This is a genomic window from Intrasporangium sp. (assembly GCF_035280925.1).
In the GTDB taxonomy this organism is placed as follows: Bacteria; Actinomycetota; Actinomycetes; order Actinomycetales; family Dermatophilaceae; genus Intrasporangium.
In genome coordinates, this window is record NZ_DATEEY010000220.1 from 41561 (window position 1) to 63536 (window position 21976).

The 21976-nt window shown below is 70.2% G+C and carries 22 protein-coding genes and 1 riboswitch; of the genes, 10 read left to right on the forward strand and 12 right to left on the reverse strand.

Going from position 1 to position 21976, the window contains the following annotated elements; genetic code table 11:
- The first annotated feature begins 87 nt into the window (after nt 1-87).
- Nucleotides 88-2229 carry an ATP-binding SpoIIE family protein phosphatase gene (locus VJN29_RS19795; RefSeq protein WP_324145360.1) on the forward strand — a complete coding sequence of 714 codons (2142 nt, stop codon included), beginning with the start codon at nt 88-90 and terminating at the stop codon, nt 2227-2229.
- Nucleotides 2226-2597, forward strand: coding sequence for an STAS domain-containing protein (locus tag VJN29_RS19800; RefSeq protein ID WP_324145361.1), 372 nt, complete (start codon nt 2226-2228; stop codon nt 2595-2597). Before VJN29_RS19795 ends, VJN29_RS19800 begins: the two co-directional genes overlap by 4 nt.
- 110 nt (nt 2598-2707) lie before the next feature.
- Here the strand turns inward: VJN29_RS19800 and VJN29_RS19805 are convergent, their stop codons facing one another.
- The 4 genes from VJN29_RS19805 to VJN29_RS19820 all read right to left on the reverse strand — a co-directional run bounded on the left by VJN29_RS19805 (nt 2708) and on the right by VJN29_RS19820 (nt 6624).
- Entirely contained in the window at nt 2708-3391 is a 684-nt protein-coding gene (locus tag VJN29_RS19805) for a DsbA family oxidoreductase (protein ID WP_324145362.1), read from the reverse strand.
- 106 nt (nt 3392-3497) lie between these two features.
- Nucleotides 3498-4304 (reverse strand): C40 family peptidase, encoded by an 807-nt coding sequence (locus VJN29_RS19810; RefSeq protein WP_324145363.1) that lies wholly within the window; start codon nt 4302-4304, stop codon nt 3498-3500.
- Nucleotides 4305-4307: 3 nt separating this feature from the next.
- Nucleotides 4308-4481: riboswitch (cyclic di-AMP (ydaO/yuaA leader) on the reverse strand.
- A 183-nt stretch (nt 4482-4664) separates the two neighbouring features.
- The gene (locus tag VJN29_RS19815; protein ID WP_324145364.1) at nt 4665-5378 is read right to left on the reverse strand and encodes a metal-dependent transcriptional regulator; all 714 of its coding nucleotides are present in this window, start codon (nt 5376-5378) and stop codon (nt 4665-4667) included.
- Nucleotides 5379-5406: 28 nt separating this feature from the next.
- Nucleotides 5407-6624, reverse strand: coding sequence for an MFS transporter (locus VJN29_RS19820; RefSeq protein WP_324145365.1), 1218 nt, complete (start codon nt 6622-6624; stop codon nt 5407-5409).
- A 247-nt stretch (nt 6625-6871) separates the two neighbouring features.
- Between VJN29_RS19820 and VJN29_RS19825 the strand changes: the two genes are divergently transcribed.
- Nucleotides 6872-8014: a hypothetical protein gene (locus VJN29_RS19825; RefSeq protein WP_324145366.1), complete on the forward strand. Its 1143-nt coding sequence runs from the start codon at nt 6872-6874 to the stop codon at nt 8012-8014.
- A gap of 161 nt (nt 8015-8175) precedes the next feature.
- Here the strand turns inward: VJN29_RS19825 and pdxH are convergent, their stop codons facing one another.
- The gene (gene pdxH / locus VJN29_RS19830; protein WP_324145367.1) at nt 8176-8871 is read right to left on the reverse strand and encodes a pyridoxamine 5'-phosphate oxidase; all 696 of its coding nucleotides are present in this window, start codon (nt 8869-8871) and stop codon (nt 8176-8178) included.
- Between the two features lie 49 nt (nt 8872-8920).
- On the opposite strand from pdxH, the gene VJN29_RS19835 reads away from it, so the two are divergent.
- Nucleotides 8921-9325 (forward strand): hypothetical protein, encoded by a 405-nt coding sequence (locus tag VJN29_RS19835; protein ID WP_324145368.1) that lies wholly within the window; start codon nt 8921-8923, stop codon nt 9323-9325.
- Between the two features lie 291 nt (nt 9326-9616).
- Here the strand turns inward: VJN29_RS19835 and VJN29_RS19840 are convergent, their stop codons facing one another.
- Nucleotides 9617-10252 carry a pentapeptide repeat-containing protein gene (locus VJN29_RS19840; protein WP_324145369.1) on the reverse strand — a complete coding sequence of 212 codons (636 nt, stop codon included), beginning with the start codon at nt 10250-10252 and terminating at the stop codon, nt 9617-9619.
- A 116-nt stretch (nt 10253-10368) separates the two neighbouring features.
- On the opposite strand from VJN29_RS19840, the gene VJN29_RS19845 reads away from it, so the two are divergent.
- The 5 genes from VJN29_RS19845 to VJN29_RS19865 all read left to right on the forward strand — a co-directional run bounded on the left by VJN29_RS19845 (nt 10369) and on the right by VJN29_RS19865 (nt 15600).
- Nucleotides 10369-11490: a citrate synthase 2 gene (locus tag VJN29_RS19845; RefSeq protein ID WP_324145370.1), complete on the forward strand. Its 1122-nt coding sequence runs from the start codon at nt 10369-10371 to the stop codon at nt 11488-11490.
- A 140-nt stretch (nt 11491-11630) separates the two neighbouring features.
- Nucleotides 11631-12389 (forward strand): response regulator transcription factor, encoded by a 759-nt coding sequence (locus VJN29_RS19850; RefSeq protein WP_324145371.1) that lies wholly within the window; start codon nt 11631-11633, stop codon nt 12387-12389.
- 170 nt (nt 12390-12559) lie between these two features.
- Nucleotides 12560-13714, forward strand: coding sequence for a phosphoserine transaminase (gene serC, locus VJN29_RS19855; protein ID WP_414654433.1), 1155 nt, complete (start codon nt 12560-12562; stop codon nt 13712-13714).
- 254 nt (nt 13715-13968) lie between these two features.
- A complete protein-coding gene (locus tag VJN29_RS19860) occupies nt 13969-14838 on the forward strand; it encodes a hypothetical protein (protein WP_324145372.1) in 870 nt (289 codons plus the stop codon).
- A gap of 114 nt (nt 14839-14952) precedes the next feature.
- On the forward strand, nt 14953-15600 hold the full coding sequence (locus VJN29_RS19865; protein WP_324145373.1) for a dihydrofolate reductase family protein: 648 nt from the start codon (nt 14953-14955) through the stop codon (nt 15598-15600).
- 213 nt (nt 15601-15813) lie between these two features.
- Here the strand turns inward: VJN29_RS19865 and VJN29_RS19870 are convergent, their stop codons facing one another.
- The 3 genes from VJN29_RS19870 to VJN29_RS19880 form a co-directional block, all read right to left on the reverse strand.
- Nucleotides 15814-17091: an MFS transporter gene (locus tag VJN29_RS19870; RefSeq protein WP_324145374.1), complete on the reverse strand. Its 1278-nt coding sequence runs from the start codon at nt 17089-17091 to the stop codon at nt 15814-15816.
- A complete protein-coding gene (locus VJN29_RS19875; RefSeq protein WP_324145375.1) occupies nt 17088-17534 on the reverse strand; it encodes a MarR family transcriptional regulator in 447 nt (148 codons plus the stop codon). Before VJN29_RS19875 ends, VJN29_RS19870 begins: the two co-directional genes overlap by 4 nt.
- Before the next feature lie 209 nt (nt 17535-17743).
- On the reverse strand, nt 17744-19237 hold the full coding sequence (locus tag VJN29_RS19880) for an NCS2 family permease (protein ID WP_324145376.1): 1494 nt from the start codon (nt 19235-19237) through the stop codon (nt 17744-17746).
- Between the two features lie 83 nt (nt 19238-19320).
- On the opposite strand from VJN29_RS19880, the gene VJN29_RS19885 reads away from it, so the two are divergent.
- A complete protein-coding gene (locus VJN29_RS19885) occupies nt 19321-19569 on the forward strand; it encodes a DUF2530 domain-containing protein (RefSeq protein WP_324145377.1) in 249 nt (82 codons plus the stop codon).
- A gap of 28 nt (nt 19570-19597) precedes the next feature.
- Here VJN29_RS19885 and VJN29_RS19890 read toward each other — a convergent pair whose 3' ends face one another.
- From VJN29_RS19890 to VJN29_RS19900, 3 genes are all read right to left on the reverse strand, one after another.
- Nucleotides 19598-20515 (reverse strand): DUF3027 domain-containing protein, encoded by a 918-nt coding sequence (locus tag VJN29_RS19890; RefSeq protein WP_324145378.1) that lies wholly within the window; start codon nt 20513-20515, stop codon nt 19598-19600.
- Between the two features lie 4 nt (nt 20516-20519).
- A complete protein-coding gene (locus VJN29_RS19895) occupies nt 20520-20915 on the reverse strand; it encodes a cold-shock protein (protein WP_324145379.1) in 396 nt (131 codons plus the stop codon).
- A gap of 92 nt (nt 20916-21007) precedes the next feature.
- Nucleotides 21008-21961, reverse strand: coding sequence for an aldose 1-epimerase family protein (locus VJN29_RS19900; RefSeq protein ID WP_324145380.1), 954 nt, complete (start codon nt 21959-21961; stop codon nt 21008-21010).
- Nucleotides 21962-21976 lie beyond the last annotated feature (15 nt).

Consider the following 21976-nt stretch of genomic DNA (forward strand, 5'->3'; position numbering starts at 1 on the left):
AACCTGACGCAGCACGACTCGATGACGATTCTCACCTGCGGGAACTGCGTGAAACTGCACATTCATCAATACGCTCATCCTGTGGCGGTGACCACCGAACGGGCTGGTCCGAGCCGGGCGACGACGTCGGAGCGCGTCCGGTGGTGCATCGCCGTCGCCCTCGCCTACTACGTGCTGGCCCGCCTCGGCCTGGAGTACTCCCTCGTGACCGAGAGTGTCACGCCGCTGTGGCCGCCAACCGGGATCGCCGTAGCGGCCTTCGTCGTTCTCGGACGGTGGCTGTGGCCGGTGGTGGGTGTCACCGCGTTCCTGGTCAACGCGCAGCTGGGCGTCGGGATGTTGGTGGCCCTCGCGACGGCGGCCGGCAACACGCTCGCCCCGCTTGCAGCCGCCCTCCTGCTCCAGCACGTTGGCTTCCGCCGTCAGCTGGACCGGCAGCGGGACGCGCTCGCCCTGGTCGTTGCAGCCCTGAGCTGCACCCTCATCAGTGCGACGATCGGCTCGGGCGCTCTCGCCCTCTCCGACACCATTCCCATGGAGGACCTGCCCGCGGCTTGGGTCGTGTGGTGGACCGGGGACACGGTGGGCATCCTCGCCGTCACCCCGTTCCTGCTCAGTCTGCTCCTCTTTCGCGAGCTGCCGTCATGGCGGCTGCGGCAGTGGGTCGAGTTCACCGTCATTCTCGTCATCGTGGTCCTCACGACGACGTGGGCGGCCCAGTCGCTGCAGGTGCTCTTCCTCGCCCTTCCCCCGGTGGGCTGGGCGGCCTGGCGCCTGCAGCTGCGCGGCGCGGCGCCGGCAGCCCTCATCGCGACGTTCATCGCCACCTGGACCGCTGCCGACCAGACCGGTCCCTTCCGTGGCCAGGCGCTCCTCGGGCAGATGCTCACCTTGCACGCCTTCAACGCCTGCGTCGCCCTGACGTCCTTCGTCCTGGCTGCCCTGGTCAGCGAGCGCAACAATGCGGCCGGGGCGCTCCAGGAAGGGGCTGCCGAACTCGAGGCCAGGGTCGAGGCGCGCACGGAGCAGCTGTTCGCACTCAACGAACGCCTTGCGGCCGAGATCCGCGACCGGTTCGAGGCGCAACAGCAGCTGACCCAGGAGGAGGCACGCGCTCGACGCGAGCACAACATCGCAGAGACCCTCCAGCGCACGCTGCTGCCCGAGCGCCTCCCCGCCGTGCCCGGGGTCGGGATCGCAGCGCGTTACGTCCCGGCCACGAGCGACGTCCAGATCGGCGGCGACTGGTACGACGTGCTCCCGGTGCCGGGCGGTCGGGTCGGGCTCGCGATCGGCGACGTCGCTGGGCACGGCGCCTCGGCTGCCGCATCCATGGCGCAGCTGCGGATGGCGCTGCGCGTCTACGCCCTGCAGGACCCATCGCCGACATCGGTTCTCCGCAGCGTCCAACGGCTCGTGTCCCAGCTACCGATGCCGGAGATGGTGACGTTGCTCTATGCAGTCCTCGACCCGGTCACGGGGACGCTGCGGTACACGAGCGCCGGCCATCCGCCCATTCTCGCCTTCGACGACACCAAGGCGTGCTACTTGGGCGGCGGGCTCGTGCCGCCCATCGGCGTCACCGCCGATGCGTTCTACCACGAGGAGGTCCACCAGCTCGAGCCCGGCACGACGCTGCTGCTGTACACCGATGGCCTCGTCGAGCGTCGGGGCGACTCCATCACCGAGGGTCTCGACCGGCTGAGCGCCGCCGCGAGGGCCAAGGCCGGCGAGGATCTCGAGCGCCTGTGCGACCACCTGCTCCGTTCGATGATCGTGCTGGGGGACGTCGCAGACGACGTCGCCTTGATCGCGGTCCGGCCCCTGCCGATCGCCAGCGGGCCGCTCCGCGTCACGGTCAAGGCAGAGGCACGGATGCTGTCCGAGGCACGCGGCTCCCTGCGCCGATGGTTGCGCGACGCCGGCGTCACGTCCGACGTGGAGTTCGACCTTCTTCTCGCATGTGGCGAAGCCTGTGCCAACGTCGTCCAGCATGCCTACGCCGCGGCGCCGGGCGACCTCGAGCTGGAGGCCAGCCTCGATCAGGGCCTCCTCCACATGTGGGTGCGTGACCACGGCCAGTGGCGAGCACCGTCCGACCGGGGTGGGGGTTGGGGGCTCAAGCTGATGCGAGCCCTGACCGATACCGTCGACGTCGACCGCACCGGCGAAGGGACTGTCGTGCACCTCCAGCGCTGGGTCGGCCTCTACAGCGGAGCCGGTCCGTGACCGGGCAGGCGCGGATCATCTCCAATGAGCTCGCGCACCGTGTCAGGTACGTGCACGTGTCCGGTGAGATCGACCTGGCCAACGTCGACGAGGTCCGCCACGCCATCATGGCCGCGCTGTCCGACGATCCCGCCCGCGTGGTTCTCGACCTGGGTGACACGACCTACCTCGACAGCGCCGCCATCGCCATGCTGTTCCGACTCGCACAGCGACTCGGGCACCGCCGACAGCTCCTCAGCCTGGTCGTGCCCAAGGAGGCCCCCATCCGGGCTGTGCTCGACCTGACCCGGATCGACACGGTCGTCCCGCTGCACGACTCTGTCGAGGACGTCGACTCGACGGCCCAGCCACGAGGTTCGGAGACCTGACCAGCGGACTGAGCCCAGCGGCATACGGCCGCCTCCAGGAAGGGACCGCCCACGTGCCGAATGCCGCTGGGAGACCTTCCCGGATCAGCGCGTATACCTGCGTGGCGGGGTCACACGCGGTCGGTCACCACGCCCCGGAGGAAGGCCAGGTAGTCGTCGACGGACCGCGCTCCGGAGACGGCCGCGCGCCCGTTGGCGAGCACGAACGGCACGCTGGTGACGCCCATCGAGCGCGCGGCCTCCTCGTCGGCGCGCACCTCCGCCGCATAGTCGTCGCCGGCCAGGACGGCCGCCACGCGCCTCTCGTCGAGGCCGGCCTCAGCGGCGAGCCGCTGCAGCACCTCGTGGTCGTCGATGGCCAAGCCTTCGCTGAAGTGCGCGGAGTGGAAGCGCTCGTACGCGGCGCCCTGGAGGGCGGGTCCGCCCATCTCGAGGGCGAGCGCACACAACCGGTGGGCATCGAACGTGTTGGCCCGGACCGCCGTGTGCCAGTCGAAGCTCAGCCCGTCGCCTGACGCCTCCTCGCTGACGCGCGCGTTCATCAGTCGGCCGCCCTCGACCCCGCCGCCGTACTTGCGGCCGAGGTGCTCGGCGACGCCCATCCCTTCGCCGACGGGGACCAGGGGGTCGAGCTCGAAGGACCGCATCTGCATCATCACGTCGTGGGGGCGCTCGAAGGCAGCGATCGCGGCCTCGATCCTCCGCTTGGTGATCCAGCACCAGGGACACACCAGATCCGACCAGAACTCGAGCACGACGTGGGTCGTGGACTCCGCTGCGGACTGGTTGGTCATCGTCTCAGTCTCGCATGACCCGCCGCGCCAGCCGGCGCGCCGAGGCCCCCTCCGCCTGCGACGGTGGGGGCCTCGTCAGGTTCGCGCGGTGCCCGGTTGACCGGGGTCAGTAGCGGCCGTACCCGGACGGCGTCGTCCAGATCGAGTGGTAGCCGATCACCGTGCCGGGACGCTGGGCGTCGATCATGCGGCCCGGGCTCACGTAGATGCCGACGTGGTAGGCGGGGTAACCGAAGAACACGAGGTCGCCCGGCTGCGGGTTGCTCACCCGCGACGCGGACGCCTGCTGCTGGGAGGCGGTGCGGGGGATCGAGATGCCGGCCTGGCGGTAGACCCACGAGGTGAAGCCGGAGCAGTCGAAGCCGCTCGGCGAGTTGCCACCGTAGACATAGGGAACGCCGAACATGGACTGGGCGATGCCGACGATGCCCGACGCGGACGGCGCCGGGTCGGCAACCGGTGTGCGCTCGGTGGTGCGGGAGGCCCGCTCCGCCGCCGCGCGACGCTCCTCGGCGGCGCGCTCGGCCGCCTCAGCCGCCTCGGCACGCTCCTTGGCCTCGGCGCGCTCCTTCTCGACGACGACGTCCTTGATCACGAGCGGCTTCGGCGCCTTCGCCTTCGTCGTGGTGGCCTTCTCGGCGAAGCCGATCGCGTTCAGGGCGCTCGCCGCCTTGAGCGTCGCCGACTGCGGGCCGACGACGGCGGCGCTGCTCGGCGCAGCCTTCGCTGCGGCGGCGACCTGGCCGTCGGCGGCTGCCGGCTGGGCGAACGTGGCGACGAGGCCGCCGGAAGCGGCGACGATCGCGGCACCCTTCACGGCCGGCTGCGCCGACTCCTTGGCGATGAGCTTGAGTTCTGAGAGCGGGTTGTAGCGGTCGGGGCTGCGGTGGCGGCCGGCAACGTTCTGAGCCACGGGTCATTACCTCTCGACGCCTGCGAGGTGAGCTGTCGGGTTCGGGTGGGAGGTACTACCCGGCCCTCGCTCGGACCCGAAGGTCCTCGGAGGACTTCACCCCAAGGACGTCTCGCGACGCCCGGAATGTGGTTCCCCCGCTCCTGCCATGCGGTCTTGTCACGGCCCCTGACCGGTGGCAGGACTTGGCGATCCGGTCCGAAGCGCTCCCTCGATCCGAGCGAGCCCGCTCAAACTATCCAAACCGCCCACGGTTGTCACGCTTGGATCACAGGTTGGGGACAACTTTTTTCGGTGGGTATCCGGTGGCCGACCGCGGCTCGAACGAACCTTCGAGGGGCGTCGACGAGCGGCAGCGTGTCAGGCGGTCTCCGCCGGCATGCCGGTCTGCCCGAAGACGTGAACGGCCACCTCCTCGGGGAGCGGCACTCCCGCTGAGCGGTCCGAGCCATCGGGGCAGACGATGACCCGGCCGCCCTCGCGCACGACCGAGACGGATTGTCCGGGCACGATCCCCGCGGAGGTGAGCAGCGCCAACGCGTCCGGGTCGACCTGCACCGGCTCGCCGATACGACGGATGGTCACCGTGACCGGCACGGCGCCGGCCGCACTCGTGAGCGAGACCAGACCGGTGAGGAAGTCACCGGACACGTCCAGCCCCAGCTCCTCGAGGCCGGGGATCGGATTGCCGTAGGGCGACTCGCGACCGTCCTTGATCAGGCCGAGGATCTTGCGCTCGACCTTCTCGGACATGACGTGCTCCCACCGGCAGGCCTCGTCGTGGGCGTACTCCCACTCGAGGCCGATGACGTCGACGAGCAGCCGCTCGGCCAGGCGGTGCTTGCGCATGACGCGCGTCGCCAGCAGCCGTCCCTCATCGGAGAGCTCCAGATGGCGGTCGCCCGAGACCGACACGAGTCCGTCACGCTCCATGCGTGCCACCGTCTGCGAGACCGTGGGGCCGGAGTGCCCGAGCCGCTCCGCGATCCGGGCCCGCAGCGGGATGATTCCCTCCTCCTCGAGCTCGAAGATCGTGCGAAGGTACATCTCGGTGGTATCGATGAGGTCGGTCACGGTCCTACTCTCTCAAATCCGTCACGCGTCAGGGCGCTCGTGCGGCGGCCCTGGTCGGGTCGTGCCGCGGAACCCAGATCCGCAGCCAGACCGCGCCGAGGACAGCTCCCGCGCCGAGGACGACGGACGCCGCGCCGAGCGTCATGATGGCACTCAGCCCTGACAACGCCAACGGACCCGCGGTCCTTCCCACGTCGGCGCAGAGTCGCCAGGCCCCCAGGAACTGCGCGCGCGCCTCGGGCGGGGACGCGTCGGCGCCGAGGGTCATGATGAGACCGGCGCCCAGACCGTTCCCGAGCCCGAGCACGGTCGCCGCCGCCGTGACGGCTACGAGCGTGGAGCTGAGCGGGAGCAGGGCCATGCCGAGACCGAGGATGAGCATGCTCGGCACCGCTGCGGCGACCCTGCCGTGCCGGTCCATGAGCCAGCCGGACGGATAGAACAGCAGCATGTCGACCGCCCCGGCGACCCCGAACACGAGGGCGGTCTGGGCCGGTGAGAGCCCGATGGACTCCGCCCAGAGCGGCACGAGGGCCTCGCGAACGGCACGAGCCCCGGAAACCCACATGGCTCCGACGCCGAGCGTGATGAGGACCCGCCGATGGTCCACCAGCACCGAGCCCACCGACCGGGGCGGCGCCTGCGGTGCGTCGGTCCGGTCGGTGGAGGTGATGTCGGGCGCGACGAGGATGAGGACGAACGCCCCCAGGCTGGCGATACCGCCGACCACGTAGGCAGCGCTGACGTCCCATCGCGCGACGACGAGCGCCCCGAGGAACGGCCCGAGGAACCAGCCGATCCGGTGCACCCCGCCGAGGGTCGACAGGGCTCGCGCTCGCATCCGTACGGGGACCGCGTCGGTGAGGTACGCCTGGCGCGCCAGTCCGAAGAGCGACCCGGCGAGCCCGACGAGGATGATCCCGACGAAGAGGATCGCGAGCGAGCCGGCGACGGCACCCACGAGCATGCCGATCGCCTCGACGACCGACGCCACGAGCAGGGCGCGCCGCTCACCGATGCGTGCGGCCAGGGCGCCGGAGGGCAGGTCGCCGAGGAGGGTGCCGAGCCCGAGCGCCGCGACGAGGAGCGCGGCGACACCGACCGAGGCCCCGAGCTCCCGTGCCGAGACGGCGATGATCGGTGCGACCGCGCCGGTGCCCGTGGAGCCGAGCAGTGTCGGGCCGTACGCCGACAGCGCGATGGCCCGCAGCGTCCCGCGCGTCCCCGCCTCGTGAGGCACGGTCATCCTTCGCACACTACGGCTCCGGGGCGGGTTGTTCCGGCCGTGGCCACACTGTGGTCACGCACCCCCGCGCGCTCCGTGCTCAGCGGTATCGGACGTGCCACGAGGGCCTAACGATTGCGCATCTGCGCTCGCTCCGGCAGCCGACGGCGGCAAACCATGGCGCTGTGGCCGGACTTCGCAGCACCAACCTTCCCGGCCCGCCGTATGCCGCTGGGCTCGCTCCCCCGTCGACGGCGGGGTGGGTGCCGTGACGGTTCCAGGACCAGTCTCGCCGGCCCCCCGTGGGACCGCGCTTGCGCTGGGGTTCGTCGCCACCGCGGCTGGTGCCCTGGCCGCGACGCTCGCCTCGTCCGTGGCCACCATGGTCGTCGGCGTCATCCTGCTCGGTGTCCTTCATGCGATCCTCGAGCTGCGCTACGTCGCTGGCCGCTTCTCCGGTCTGGCCCTCGGAGTGGGGCGCCGTTTCCTCGGCGTGCTCGCCCTGCTCCTCGTGGGGGTCGTCCTCAGCCGACTGCTCGTCGGCCTCGTCGGTCGACCTGCGCAGGCAGCCGAAGTGGTCCTCGGATACGCGATCGTCTGCTGGGCCATCGCCCGGGTCGTGCCGGCCGGGCGCAGGAGAGTCGCCTGGGCACTGACCGGACTGGCCGCGACGGCGTCGCTGGTCTGGCCGGACCATCACCTCCTCGGACTCGCGTACCTGCACCTCGTCGCCGTGCTCGCCTTCCTCTGGGACTGGTCGCGGACCCTGCCCTCTGCCAGATCGCGACAGGTGTTCCGGTTGGTGCAGCTCGCGTGGGCGACGATCATCCCGTTGGCCATCCTCCTCGGGACCGCCGATGCCTGGCTGGGGACGGACACCGCCGTGGTGCGCAGCCTCGTGGACGACGGCCACGCCGTCATCGAAGGCGTCGTGTCCCCCGGTATTGCAGGTACCACCCTGGGGACGCGGCTCCTCGCGGTCTTCGCCTTCCTCCAGACCATGCACCTGCTGGTCTGGGTGGTGTTCTTCCCTCGGTACGCACCAGATGCCGGCGCGGATCTCGAAAGACGGCTGCCGTGGCTCACGGGTGCCCGGGTCTGGGCGATCGGCTTCCTGGCTGCCGCGCTGTGTGCGGTCCTGCTCGTCAGTGACTACACGAGTGGGGCGGCGCTCCACGACGCCGTCACGCTCCCCCACGTCTACGTCGAGGTGCTGGTGCTGCTCGCTCTCGTTGCGCGCTACCGACCGCGTGCGGACACCGGGAAGCCTGCGTCGGTCACGGCCATCGAGCGCGGTCGGGCCGAAATGCCTGTCCAAAACCACTTGGCGCCCGCTGGCACGGCGACGTACGGTCGTGCAAGAGCCACGGAAGGAGGTGATCCGAGAAGTGATTTCTTCCGGAACGTGTGAGGTGGCCACGCGATAGCCGCGTCCCCACCCACACCCAGGGATGAACCAGGGCAGTCCGACCAGTTCGGGCTGTCCTGTTCCCTTTGTCGCACCTCACCCGCGCGGCTCGATGAGGCATCGACGGGTCGGGTGACCGGTCCGGCCGGCCTCGTCACGCGCGCTCACGGTTGGCGACGGGACAGCGTCCACGAGCCGGCGTCGGCCAGGTTCCCGTCACCGGTTCGGGTGAGCACGAGCCGGTCGTGGAGGCGGTTCTGGCGACCGGCCCAGAACTCCACCTCGTCGCACCGGATGCGATAGCCGCCCCAGTAGTCGGGGACGGGCACGTCCCCGCGCTCCCCTCGGTCCGGGTAGCGGGCGAGCGCCTCCTGCCATCGGCGCTCGAGCTCTTCACGGCCTGAGGCGGGCTGCGACTGGTCGGATGCCCAGGCTGACAGCCGTGAGCCGTAGGGACGCGAGTCGAAGTACTCCGTGACCTCTTGCCTGCTCAACGGCTCGGCCGTTCCTCGGAAGCGGATCGCCCGGTGGCTGGCCGGCCAGGTGAGCCCGGCTGCGATCCGCGGGTTGGCTGCGAGCTCGATGCTCTTGGCCGACTGCAGGTTCGTCACGAAGCCCGGCCCCCGCTCGTCGAAGAAGCGCATGAGTACCGTCCGCACGTTGGGCGAGCCGTCCGGATCGACCGTCGCCACGGACAACGCCATGGGCTCGGATCCCTCCGGCCACGAGTGGGCGGCTGCGAGCGCGCCCTCGACCCAGGCTCGGATCTGGAGGTAGGGCGACGCGAGAACGTCGCCCTCCGCGAGACCGTCCCCGTGGGTGTCGACGCTGCCGGCGTCGTTCGGATCGAGTGCGGGCATGCGGCCAGACTAGGGTTTGCCCAGAGGCAGCCGACCACGAGGAGTGCAGATGGCAGGCAAGGCCAAGGCGGTCGCCAAGGTTGTCAAGGTCGGAGCGAAGTACGGCCCCCAGATCTGGGTCGCGACCAAGGCGCTCCACGGACCGGCGAAGGAGGCGGCCCAGAAGGTGATGGCCAGCGAGAAGGCCCGCAAGAGCGCCTACGACCACGCCAGGTCCCTCGCGGACGGCAGCATCCTCAAGGTCTACGAGGGCGACCAGTCGCTGTGGCTCGTCTTCAGCGGCGACACGGCGATCACCGTCTACCCCGTGTCGCCGACGCCGCTCCCCCGGCTCCTCCAGGGCGCGGACCTGACCAAGCGCATCCGCCCCGAGGACCGGCTGACCGCCAAGGACCGCGCCAAGGACGCCGCCACGACCGCACTCCGACGCGGCAAGCCCGGCGCCATCAACTGACCGCAAACGAGGTCGTATGCCGCTGGGCTTGCTCCCAGCCTCGTCCTCCCTCCCGGCCCTCCCGCCCACCGTCGAGTGTGCAGTTGGCGCCCACCGTCGAGTGTGCAGTTGCCGCCCGCCGTCGAGTGTGCAGTTGGCGCCCTGCCGGACGCGGCGCGGACTGCACACTCGACGAGGTGGGGCGGGCGCGAGGTGCGCACTCGACCCAGACTCCCACCCTCGAGTGGGCACTTCGCGCCCGGCCGGACGCGGCGCGGACTGCACACTCGACGAGGAGGTGCGGTGAGTCGTTCAGTCGGCGACGTGGATCCCGAGCTCCACGGCCAGGTGCTCGGCCAGCTCGATGAGCTGCACCCGGCTCACCGTCGCACCCTTGAGTGAAGCCACGCCACGCGGCGAACGCAGCGTTGCGCCGGAGAGGTCGACAGCGGCATACGACCCCCTGCTGAACTGCGGCTCCACCAAGGTGCACCCGTCGAAGCTCAACCCAGCCACGGTGGACTCGCCCAGATCGAGCTCGGTGACGACGCAGTCGACGAACTGCACGTCCTTGAGGGTGGCGCCGCGCAGGTCGAGGAAGTCGATCTTCCCGCCACGCACGGTGACATCGCGCCACGTCGAGCCCCACGCCGAGACGGCCGCGAGCCGGCAGCCGTCGATCGTGACGTCGGCGAGGCTGGCGCTCGCCAGCACCACGCCGACACCGCCCACGCGGTCCCACGTGCATTCTGACCACCGCGATGACTCGAGGTGCACATCATCGAGGGTGCAGCCCACGAGCGCGCACTCGAGGAAGCTGATGCCCTCGAGGTGTCCGCGGCTGAGATCCGTCCCCTCGAACCGGACCAGGTCGAAGCCGCCGTCGGGACCAGCGTCGCCCCTGAGAACGGGGTGCGGGAACATGGTCTGGTCGGCTGCCGGCGACATCGCGTCAGTCTGACAGCCCGGTCGGACCACGCCGGTCCTGCCGTGTGCAGAATGTCTAGTGGCCCACACCGGGGTGGCGGACCACGCCGGTGACCTCGAACGCGACAAGGACCGTCATGGCAGACCACGCGCCCGACCCGGACTTCAAGCCAGGCCTCGAAGGAGTCATCGCCTTCGAGTCGACGATCGCCGAGCCGGACAAGGAGGGAGGCGCGCTGCGATATCGCGGGGTCGACATCGAGGACCTCGTGGGGCACGTGTCGTTCGGCAACGTGTGGGGACTGCTCGTCGACAACAAGTTCAACCCCGGCCTGCCGCCGGCCGAGCCGTACCCGCTGCCGGTGCACACCGGTGACGTGCGCGTGGACGTCCAGTCCGCCCTGGCGATGCTGGCCCCGGGCTGGGGCTTCAAGCCGACGCTCGACATCGAGCCCGAGGAGGTCCGCGAGAACCTGGCGCGGGCCGCCGTCATGGCCCTGTCCTTCGTCGGCCAGTCGGCCCGCGGCCTCGACAAGCCGATGGTGCCCCAGTCCGAGGTCGACAAGGCAAAGACCGTCACCGAGCGGTTCATGATCCGCTGGCGCGGCGAGCCTGACCCCAAGCACGTCCAGGCAGTCGACGCCTACTGGGTGTCCGCCGCTGAGCACGGGATGAACGCCTCGACCTTCACCGCCCGGGTCATCACCTCGACCGGCGCCGACGTCGCCGCCGCCCTCTCGGGCGCGGTCGGCGCGATGTCCGGCCCACTCCACGGGGGGGCGCCCTCGCGGGTGCTGCACATGCTCGAGGGTGTGGAGGAGACGGGGGACGCGACCGCCTACGTCAAGGGTGTGCTCGACCGTGGTGAGCGGCTCATGGGCTTCGGGCACCGGGTCTACCGGGCCGAGGACCCCCGCGCCCGGGTCCTGCGGTCGGCTGCCGAGCGTCTCGGGGCCCCGCGCTTCGAGGCCGCGGCCGCCCTGGAGAAGGCGGCCCTGGGCGAGCTCCAGGCGCGTCGGCCCGACCGCGTCCTCGCCACGAACGTCGAGTTCTGGGCCGCGGTCGTGCTCGACTTCGCGGAGGTCCCCCCGCAGATGTTCACGCCGATGTTCACCTGCGCCCGAACCGCCGGGTGGTCGGCGCACATCTTGGAGCAGAAGGTGACCGGTCGCCTGATCCGGCCCTCGTCCCGCTACATCGGCGAGGGCCCGCGCAAGCCGGAGGACGTCGAGGGCTGGTCCCCGGACATCGCCCACTGAGCCTCCGGCGCTGGCGACCCCAGCGGGACACACCGTTCGCACACGTGCCACCCCTTGGCGCGGGACCGCTTCGGCCCAAGGTATGTTCCCGCAGCCCACATGAGGCCTACCCTCGAGTGAACGATTAGGAGGGAGGGGTCGTGGCCGAGTCGTTCATCACCGGGCGAGATGCGCGCCGGATCCTCGAGATCGTCAGCGACGCAACGGTTGAGGACGACGCCGAAGTGTTCTACTCGAGCGTCCTGCGCGGAATTGCCGAGCTCGTCCCGTGCGAGAACGTGACCTTCCAGCTGCACGACATCGGGCACCGCCGCTCGGAGGGCGGCCTCTGCCTCTTCGACGGAAGGATCGTGCCACACGCAGCGAGCCCGGAGAAGTCCGTCGCGTTCTGGTCGGCGTACTTCGAGCCAGGTGGCTGCTCGTACGACGCGACCCGTACAGGACTGCCCGACTACTCAGTGGTCGTGCGCAGGTCGGACCGCTTCGGCGACCACGAGTACGAGCGCTACCCCATGGGCAAGGTCATGCACGACTCGGGTGTCCGTTATAACGTGTTCGCCCCGATGCAACCGTTGGGCGCGATCGACCGACGACTGGTCCTGTTCCGGTTGGAGGGGGCGGACTTCACGGACCGGGAGGTGGAGATCATCCGCCTCATTCGCCCACACCTCGGCGAGCTGCACCTGCGCCGGGTCCGCGAGCTCGCGGGCGAACCGAGGCTCACGGCAAGGCAGTGGGAGGTCCTGCGCCTCGTGTCGCTCGGCGCGAGCAACCACCAGATCGGCCGCCGCCTCAGCGTCTCGGAGGCCACCGTGCGCAAGCACATGGAGAACATCTTCCTGCGGGTCGGCGCAGCGAGCCGGACCGAGGCGATCCGCAAGGTGAGCCAGTTCCTGTGACGCGGGGGGCGGCGCAGTCGGGTTGGGGGGTTGTGGTTGTTCACACAGCGGCCGGCCGTGTCGGGCCGCCGGGCACCTGCGGTTCAATGAACGCGTGACAACGGCGTCACCCGTCAGCAACATGCCCGCCACGCGCCCGCAGCCGTGGCCCCACCCCCAAGGTGCAGAACGTGACCGACGCCCCGACGACCACCCAGCCGATCCAGCCGACCATCACCATCCCCGACGAGCTCATCCCGTCCGACGGCCGCTTCGGATCCGGCCCCTCGAAGGTGCGCCCCGAGCAGGTGGAGCACCTCGCCAGTCTCGGCCGCACCGTGCTCGGCACCTCGCACCGACAGGCGCCGGTCAAGAACCTCGTCGGTTCGGTCCGCGACCGCCTCCGATCACTCTTCAGCCTCCCCGACGGCTACGAGGTGATCCTCGGCAACGGCGGGTCGACGGCGTTCTGGGACATCGCGGCCTTCGGCCTCGTCCGTGATCGCGCGCAGCACCTCTCGTTCGGGGAGTTCTCGAGCAAGTTCGCAGCGGTCACCCAGAAGGCGCCCTTCCTGGGCGACTCGTCGGTCATCAAGGCCGACCCCGGCACGCTCGCCACCCCACGCGCCGAGGCCGGTGTGGACGTCTACGCCTGGCCGCACAACGAGACCTCGACCGGTGTCATGGCCCCCGTCCAGCGAGTCGAGGGTGCCGACCCCGACGCGCTCGTCCTCGTCGACGCGACCTCCGGCGCCGGCGGCCTCCCGGTCGACGTCACCCAGGCCGACGTCTACTACTTCGCCCCGCAGAAGTGCTTCGCCTCCGACGGCGGCCTCTGGCTCGCGCTCTTCTCACCCGCCGCGCTCGCCCGGGTCGAGGAGATCGCCGCCAGCGGTCGCTGGGTGCCCGACTTCTTCAGCCTCCCCACCGCGATCGACAACTCGCTGAAGAACCAGACCTACAACACGCCCGCCGTCGCGACCCTGGCCATGCTCGACGCGCAGCTCGAGTGGCTGGGCGGCAACGGCGGCCTCGACTGGGCGACCGCGCGAACGAAGGACTCCTCCAGCCGCCTCTACGAGTGGGCCGAGCAGACCTCCTACACGACGCCCTACGTCGCGGACCCCGCGGCCCGCTCGCAGGTCGTCGGGACGATCGACTTCGATGACGCGATCGACGCGGCTGCGGTGGCCAAGGTCCTGCGCGCCCACGGCATCGTCGACGTCGAGCCGTATCGCAAGCTCGGCCGCAACCAGCTGCGCGTCGCGATGTTCCCGGCCGTCGAGCCCGACGACGTCAGCACGCTGACCAAGGCCGTGGAGTACGTCGTCTCCCAGCTGGGCTGAGTCCAACCCCACCATTCCGTATGCCGCTGAGCCCCTCCCGCTTGCGGCTGGCCTGACGCTGCTCCCGCACGAGCCCGAGGGGGCGCGCCGCGGCTCGATGGCCGGCCACGAATGGGGTACGGGCGCCGACCCCGAGACAACTCGGACAATCGGGCCGCGGCGCGATAGTTGCCGTCCGTCGCGCCTCGAGAGCGCCGACTTTCGCGCCGCCGCCGAATAGTCGGGGGTCGCCCGAGTGGATCTTGACCGCAGCCATGCTGCTGGTCACGATCGTCTCATCGGCTGAGGAGCGCACCATGGGACTGACGGCTGCGCCGGGGCCTCTCGACGCAAGCGACTCCCTCCCCCATGCGGTCGAGGTCACGGTCATCGAACAGGCGCGTCGCCGAGCCCGCAGGAGGGCCGTCACGGTTCTCATCCTTGGCACGGCCTTGGCCATCGGCGCGCTCGTCGCGGGGCGAGGCAGTTCGCCCCCACAGATCAGGGGCGAGCAGGGCGCCCAGAGCGCACGCTGGTCGGGCGCTGACTCGACTGCGACCTCGGTCCTCGTCGCGACTCACGGCATCCTCCATGTGGGATGGGGCCTTGCCTACGCCGACGGGCGAGTGATCTGGCAAGGGGACACAGCCGCCGCGGTATTCGAGCGGCGACTCAGCCCCATCGGGTCCGTCCTGCTCTGGTCCGGTGTCTTTGGTTGGGACGCGTTCCTGAGAGACCCAGTCGGCGGGCTCTTCGCGGGCGTCTGGGCGGAGCCGAGCGCGAGGCATCACCAACCCGCCGCGTACGCGGTGTGCCCCAGTCGGGTGAGCGCGGACGGCAGCTTCTCGGAACCGATCGCCATCACCCAACTGCCACGGGCAGCCAAGCACGTCCTCCAGGGTCGGCCCACCGCTCGCGCGGGCCAGGTGAGCAGTAGGTATCCTGCCGGCTCACCACCGATTTGGAAGGGTACCTGCGTACAAGTCGACCGGGCGGACCTCCCTGCGCTCGTCGGCGCGAGCGGCGGCACCCTCCATGGTTCGCAGATTGCGCTGAGGTTGGGCCGGGACGCCGACGGGACGACCGTCGAGGTGTCGATTCATCCGGTGATGCCGCACGGCGAGTTCATCATCTGGGGTGGCTGACCCGGGACGCCGCGCACGAGGCATGGTGGCTCTGGACCGCACCAATTCAGTGCGTTCGCGGTAGACGGATGGTCCATGCTGATGTCTACAGGCCGCCCAACGAAGGGGATTCGAATGTCGCAGGTGCGCGTCCACAATCTGTCGATCTCGCTTGACGGCTTCGCCACCGGTGAAGGTCAGAGCCTTGCGGCCCCGTTCGGGCATGCCGGCGAACGGCTGCACGGGTGGTATGTCGAGACGCGCTTCTTCCATGAGATGGGCAACCAGACGGGCGGCAGCGGAGGCGCCGACAACGCGTTCGCGGCTCGGCACAACCCCGGTATCGGAGCCGAGATCATGGGCGCCGGGAAGTTCGGCCCGCCCGGATGGCAGGACGACCCGGACTGGAAGGGATGGTGGGGACCGAACCCGCCCTTCCACACGCCGGTGTTCGTGCTCACTCACCGGCCGCGACCCTCGATCGAGATGGAGGGCGGCACCACGTTCCACTTCCTGGACGCCTCGCCCAGCGAGGCCCTCGAGCGGGCGCGTGAGGCGGCCAACGGCCAGGACGTGCGGCTCGGCGGTGGGCCCACTGTGGTGCGCGACTTCCTTGCCGAGGGCCTGGTGGACCACCTGCACGTCGCGCAGGTTCCCATCGTGCTCGGCCGCGGGGTGCGCCTGTGGGACGGGCTGGAGTCCCTCGAGCAGAGCTACGACATCGAGGCGGTCTCGACCCCGAGCGGCGTGACGCACCTGACCTTCACGGCCAACACCCGGTAGCCCCCGGTAGCCCCCGGCAGCCCCCGGCAGCCCGGGCAGCTCGGGCAGCTCGGGCAGCCCGGGCAGCAGCGGGCAGCCGCCCTGTGGTGGACACACCCCGGGCCACTCGCGGCGGCAGCGACCCAGCGGGGCCTCAGAGGACGGCGGCCACCACGGCGATGGCGATGAACAGCACGAGAGCAGCGACGGTCAGACGATGCCGCGTCCGGAAGTTCACTTGGCTGCCTGTGGAGTCGCCGGCCGCTCGAACCGAACCCGCATTCGCGGCCGGCGCTGCGTCTGGAAGCTCACCGCCACATTGTGCCTCCGCGCGAACCACAGGGCCACAGCGGCGACACTGAGCCCCACCGTGATGGTGCCGATCGCGATGGTCCACCGTGCGCCCCAGGCGTCGCCGATCCAGCCGATCATCGGCGCACCGACCGGGGTGCCACCGAGGAAGATCGCCATGTAGAGGGCCATCACACGCCCTCGCATGACCGGCGTGACGCTCATCTGGACGAGCGCGTTGGCCGTCGTCAGGGCAGTGAGCGCCGCGAGCCCGGTCGGCACGAGGTAGATCGCGAAGAGCTCGAAGGTCGGGGCCGTCGCAAGCAGGAGGGTCGAGACGGTGAAACCGGCGAGGGCGACGACGAGAACGCGCATGCGAGGGCGTCGCCGGGCCGACATCAGCGCCGCCGACAGTGAGCCGACCGCCATGATGGAGCCGAGCACGCCGAACTCCCCCGGTCCCTTGTGGAAGACCTGCGTCGACATGAGCGCCATGGTCATCTGGAAGTTCATGCCGAACGTCCCGAGCACGAAGACCAGGGACATGATGAGGACGAGGTCGGGCCGCCGGCGGACGTAGCGCAGGCCCTCCCGGATCTGGCCCTTGCCGCGCGCTCGGGGGACCGGCTGCAGGCTTCTCTGGTCGATGCGGAGCAGGGCGGCCAGCACGAAGACGAACGAGATGGCGTTGATGTAGAGGGCGGGTGCGAGGCCGAACCAGGCGATCACGAGACCGGCGACGCCGGGACCGAGGAGTCGGCCGAGGTTGAACGACGCGCTGTTGAGGGCGACCGCGTTGGCGACGTGGTCGTGGTCGACCATCTCGGAGACGAAGGCCTGACGGGACGGGTTGTCGATCGCGGTGGCGACACCCTGCAGCAGGGCGAGGGCGTAGACGTGCCACAGCTCGACGACGCCGGCCCCGGTGAGGACAGCCAGTGCCAGCGCAGTCACGAGCAGCGCGGCCTGCGTCCAGAGCAGGATCTGCCGCTTGGGGAACCGGTCCGCGATCATCCCGGCCAACGGCGCGAGGATGAGGAAGGGCAGGAACTGCAGGCCGGTCACGATCCCGAGCGCGGAAGCCGAATGGTCGGTGAGGACGGTGAGGACGAGCCAGTCCTGCGCCACACGGCCCATCCAGGTGCCGATGTTGGAGACGAGCGCACCGGACGCATACCGGCGGTAGTTCGGGACTCCCAGCGAGTGGAAGGTCGGACTCACTTGGTCGCCACCCTCGCGAGGACGGCACTCGCCTGCTGGAGCAGCGCGAGCTCGTCCTCGGTGAGGTGGGCGAACCGGTCGAGCATCCACTCATCGCGGTGCCGACGGATCCGTCTGACCGCCTTGCGGCCCTCGGGGGTCAGGGAGAGGATCACCTGGCGTCCGTCCAAGGGGTCGTCCGCACGGGCGATGTAGCCCTTGTCGACGAGGCAGCCCGTCGTGCGCTTCATGCTCGGGGCGGACACCCGCTCGATGTCGGCGAGCTCGCTGTTGGTGTGCGGGGCGTCCTCGAGGCGCGCGAGGACCGAGAACTGGTGCGGCGGCAGCTCGCGGTCGGACTCGAAGCGGACTCGCCGCGAGATGCGCATGCAGGCGAGGCGGATGTCGTTCGCCATCGTCACGCGTTCTGATCGGGAGAGCGGCTTGGCAGCTGGGGCGGTCACGCAGGGTCCTCGGTAGGCAGAGTGGGGTACTGATTAGCCTAACTCATTAGCCTTGCTAATCATTCCCCACCCGACAGTCCAGCCGAAGCCCGCGTCGCCGGCTCCGACACCCTTCCCCCGCAACACCCCCGCTTGTCGACTGGTCACCCTTCCTGCAGGAGGGCGACCAGTCGACATGCGGGGGTGTGCGGGGTCTTCGGGGTGGGTGCTTACGTCAGGGCGTTCTCGAGCGGCGTCTTGATGAAGTAGATGACGAAGAACGCCGTGACGATCCAGAGCAGCGGGTGTACCTGGCGGGCGTGGCCGCGCGCGATCTTGACCAGGACCCAAGCGATGAAGCCGGCCCCGATGCCGACCGTGATGTTGTACGTGAACGGCATCAGCACGATCGTCAGGAACGCCGGGAGCGCGACCTCCATGTCGTCCCAGTCGATGTTCTTGACCTGCATCATCATCAGGAAGCCGACGATCACGAGCGCCGGCGCCGCCGCCTCCGAGGGCACGATGGCGAAGAGCGGCGCCAGGAACGTCGCCAGCAGGAACAGGATGCCGGTCACGACCGAGGCGAGACCCGTCCTGGCCCCCTCCTCGACGCCGGCCGCCGACTCGATGTAGCTCGTGTTGGAGCTGACGCCACCGGCGCCGCCCGCGATCGCGGCGACCGAGTCGACGACGAGGATGCGCTCGGTGTGCGGCGGGTTGCCCTCCTCGTCGAGCAGCTCCGCCTCGGTGCCGATGGCGACGACCGTGCCCATCGTGTCGAAGAAGTCGGCGAGCAGCAGCGAGAAGACGAACATGATCGCGGTGACGAAGCCGAGCTTCTCGAACGACCCGAGCAGGCTGAACTGGCCGAGGATCCCGAGGTCCGGGGTGTTGGTGATCGAGTCGGGCAGCGCCGGGACGGTCAGCGACCAGGCCTCGGGGTTCTGCAGCCCCTGGTCGGTGAAGATCCGCGGGCCGATGGCGAAGACCGCCTCCAGGATGATGGCGAGCACGGTGGCCGCGGCGATGCCGATGAGGATCGCGCCCTTGACCTTGCGGATGAGCAGCACCGCGATGAGGAAGACGCCGAAGACGAAGACGAGCGTCGGCCAGCCGTTGAGGCTGCCGCCGATGCCGAGCTCACTCGGGACCGAGCCCGGCGACGTCGGGCGGCGCGCGAAGCCGGCGTCGATGACGCCGATGAAGGCGATGAACAGGCCGATGCCGACCGAGATCGCGACCTTGAGCGGCGTGGGGATCGCGTGGAAGACGGCCGTGCGGAAGCCGGTCATGACGAGGACGAGGATGATGATGCCCTCGATGACGACCAGTCCCATGAGGTCGGCGAAGGTGATCCCCTCCGACGCATGGGTGAAGACCATCCCGGCGATGAGGCCGTTGATCCCGAGGCCGGCCGCGAGCGCGATGGGGAAGTTCGCAAAGAGCCCCATGAGGATCGACATGACGCCGGCGATGACGGCCGTGCCGACGGCGACGAGCAGCTTGCTCTGCTCGAGATCGGCGACGCCACCGATCAGGAGCCCGGAGCCGTCCGTCGCCCCGGACAGGATGATCGGGTTGAGGACCACGATGTAGACCATCGTGAAGAAGGTGACGAATCCGCCTCGGACCTCGCGGGCGACGGTCGACCCGCGCTCGGTGATCCTGAAGAAGCCGTCGAGTCCGGTCGCTGCCGGACGCTGGGTGGTTTCGATCGACATGGCGGGCACTCTAGTGGTGGGCATTGCCCCCTGAACCGTTGGCCCGAGGCGGGTCGCGCGCCGGATCACCTAGGCTGGCCCACGTGACCGACCAGACCCCTCGCCGTCAGCCCGGGGAGCCCCTCGAGCCGGTCCACGTCCCCATGCTCAAGATCGTCGAGGGCGGGATCGTCGCATGGGCAGTGGCGCTCGTCGTCACCCTCGTCGTGCCCGCCCTGCACGAGGGTGACCGCGACTGGTGGCCGTGGACGTGCGTCGCGGGCATGGGCCTGGGCGCCATCGGGTGGGTGTACCTGCGCCGCGGCCGCGGCAACGCGACGGATGCCGCCTGACGGCAGACCTGGCCGTATGCCGCTGAGCTCAGTCGCGCTCGCCGGTGACCTCGGCGGTGCGCTCGACCGCCTCCTCGCCAGCCGCCTCACCCTGGATCGAGTGGACAACTTCCGGGGCCGGCTCTCGCGCCCCGTCCTCGGTCGAGTCAGCTGGAGCTGTCGCATCGCCGTCGGTCGGGGGGACCTGCTCCAGGTCGACCGCGAACTCGTCGACGATCGGGGTACCGATGGGCGTCGCCTCGGGCAGCTCGACATCGGTCTCCGAGTGGGCCCCGCATCCGTGGTCCAGCGAGACGACGCGTCCGTCGGACGGGCTCCACTCGTTGGCGCAGACGCCGAAGACGGCCCGCAGGGCGCCGGCCATCGGCACGAAGTAGCCGCACGTCGAGCAGCGGGCGGTGGCCTTGAGGGCGACCTCCGCCTTCGGGCCGCCCTCACCGGCGTACCAGCGCGTGGCCGCGGCCTCACGCCCTTCGGGCGAGAGGACCCTGGGTCGGCCGAGGCCCAGCTCGACGATGGCCATCTGGTCGACGTCCTCGTCGCCCGTAGCCTCGAAGCCGGCCTCGAGGTTGGGGTCGTCCGGCCGTCGCGGCAGCACGTCCCCCGCACCGAGATCGCCCGGAGCCAGCCGGTCGGCATAGGGCAGCCACTCCGGGGCGAGGACCGCCTCGGGCCCGGGGAGCAGGTTGGTCTCGCAGACCGTGGCCACCTTCGCCCGCGGCACGCGGGTCACGCTGACCCCCCACCGCCAGCCGTGGTACCCGGGCGAGGTGCACTCGAACCAGTGCATGGCGAGGCGCTCCGCGAGCATCTCCATGCCCGAGTGGGCACCGATGGTGCCCGGCTCGGCGACCTCCTCGAGGGAGGCCCGGGCGAGGTCGACGGCGGCGAGGAGCACCGCGTCCTGCTTGGCCGCGTCCCGCTTGGACGTGAGTGTGGGAACCATGTCGTCAGCCCTCGAGCTGGTCGGCGACCTTGCGGAGGGCCTGGGCCACCTTGGAGCCGAAGTCCTTGTCCGGGTAGCGGCCCCTGCGCAGGCCGTTGCTCACCTCGTCGAGGACCTGCATGGCGTCCTCGACGATGACGACCATCTCGTCGGCCGGCTTGCGGTCGCGCTCGCGGCGCTTGCTGACGAGAGACGGGGCCGGGTCGAGGACGCGCACCTGCAGCGCCTGTGCTCCCTTGCGGCCCTGGACGACACCGAACTCGACGCGCGTCCCCTTCTTCAGGGTCGTGACGCCCTCGGGCAGGGCGTTGGCGTGCAGGAACACGTCGGCGCCATCGTCTTCCGCGATGAAACCGAAGCCTTTGTCGGCGTCGAAAAACCTGACCTTGCCAGTCGGCACAGTCCACCTCGTTGCTCGTCTGATTGGCGCCCACCATCGGCCGAGCGCTTCGCCAAGCCTATCTGCTGGCCGCCGTTCCCAGATCGCGCTGCTCAGCCCGGTGAGATCCCCCACGTACCGGTCCACTCCGCGCCGGGAGCGAGCGTGATGAGCGAGTCCCCGGAGTTGAAGGCGTCTGCCGGGCAGGTCATCGGCTCCACGGCGATCCCGGGCTCGCCCAGCCCCTTCTCGACCGCACCAGTGAAGACCTGGACCCACGGGAACGCCGCGTCCGCCCACAGCACGATGCGGCCGGCGGCCCGGGTCACGACCTCGCACCGCCACATTCCGTCGGCGTCGCGGATGAGGTCGGTGAAGGCGGTGTCCAACGTCGTGTCGCCGAGCGGCCTGCGCTGCCGGAGGTCGACGCCGCTGCGCTCGACGCCCACGCGCCGGGTCGGCACGAGGCGGTCATCCACCTCGACGCACGTCGAGGCGGGCACCGTGACCTGCACCTCGGGCAGCGGCGTGGAGCCGATCGCGAGGTAGGGGTGCGCCCCGTAGCCGAACGGTGCCGCCGTCGGCCCGACATTGCGCGCTGCGGTCGTCACGACGAGGCCGCTGTCGTCGAGGACGTACGTGGTACGCAGGTCGAGCGGGTGCTGCCAGCCGGGCTGCGGGTAGAGCCGGTGGCCCACGGTGACCGACTCCGACTCGTGCTCGATCAGCTCCCAGACCGCCCAGCGGACCAGCCCGTGACTCGCGTGGCCGCGTGCCACCTCGGTGATCGGCAGCTGGAGCTCCTTGCCCTCCCAGGTGTACCTGCCGTCCCGGATGCGGTTCGGCCACGGCATCAGCTGCTGGCCGCGACCGGTCTGCGGCGTCTCGTCGGCACCATAACCGGCGACGAGCGGCGCCCCCTGCAGGGTCAGACTGCGCAGGCCACCGCCCACCTCGACGACCGTCGCCTCGAAGGAGCCGTGTCCGATCGTCCACTGTTGCCCGGTGGGTGCCGCCGAGGATGCAGCGAACGACGGCCGGGCGGGCTCCGGGAAGAGAGCGCTCATGGCTCCACGCTAGTG

Excerpts from the sequence above, each read along its gene's own strand:
- VJN29_RS19900 (WP_324145380.1), bottom strand. The coding sequence starts at position 21,961 with ATGAGCGCTCTCTTCCCGGAGCCCGCCCGGCCGTCGTTCGCTGCATCC.
- VJN29_RS19820 (WP_324145365.1), bottom strand. The coding sequence starts at position 6,624 with ATGACCGTGCCTCACGAGGCGGGGACGCGCGGGACGCTGCGGGCCATC.
- VJN29_RS19840 (WP_324145369.1), bottom strand. The coding sequence starts at position 10,252 with ATGTCGCCGGCAGCCGACCAGACCATGTTCCCGCACCCCGTTCTCAGG.
- VJN29_RS19890 (WP_324145378.1), bottom strand. The coding sequence starts at position 20,515 with ATGGTTCCCACACTCACGTCCAAGCGGGACGCGGCCAAGCAGGACGCG.
- VJN29_RS19805 (WP_324145362.1), bottom strand. The coding sequence starts at position 3,391 with ATGACCAACCAGTCCGCAGCGGAGTCCACGACCCACGTCGTGCTCGAG.
- VJN29_RS19860 (WP_324145372.1), top strand. The coding sequence starts at position 13,969 with ATGCTGCTGGTCACGATCGTCTCATCGGCTGAGGAGCGCACCATGGGA.
- pdxH (WP_324145367.1), bottom strand. The coding sequence starts at position 8,871 with ATGCCCGCACTCGATCCGAACGACGCCGGCAGCGTCGACACCCACGGG.
- VJN29_RS19845 (WP_324145370.1), top strand. The coding sequence starts at position 10,369 with ATGGCAGACCACGCGCCCGACCCGGACTTCAAGCCAGGCCTCGAAGGA.
- VJN29_RS19880 (WP_324145376.1), bottom strand. The coding sequence starts at position 19,237 with ATGTCGATCGAAACCACCCAGCGTCCGGCAGCGACCGGACTCGACGGC.
- VJN29_RS19835 (WP_324145368.1), top strand. The coding sequence starts at position 8,921 with ATGGCAGGCAAGGCCAAGGCGGTCGCCAAGGTTGTCAAGGTCGGAGCG.
- VJN29_RS19865 (WP_324145373.1), top strand. The coding sequence starts at position 14,953 with ATGTCGCAGGTGCGCGTCCACAATCTGTCGATCTCGCTTGACGGCTTC.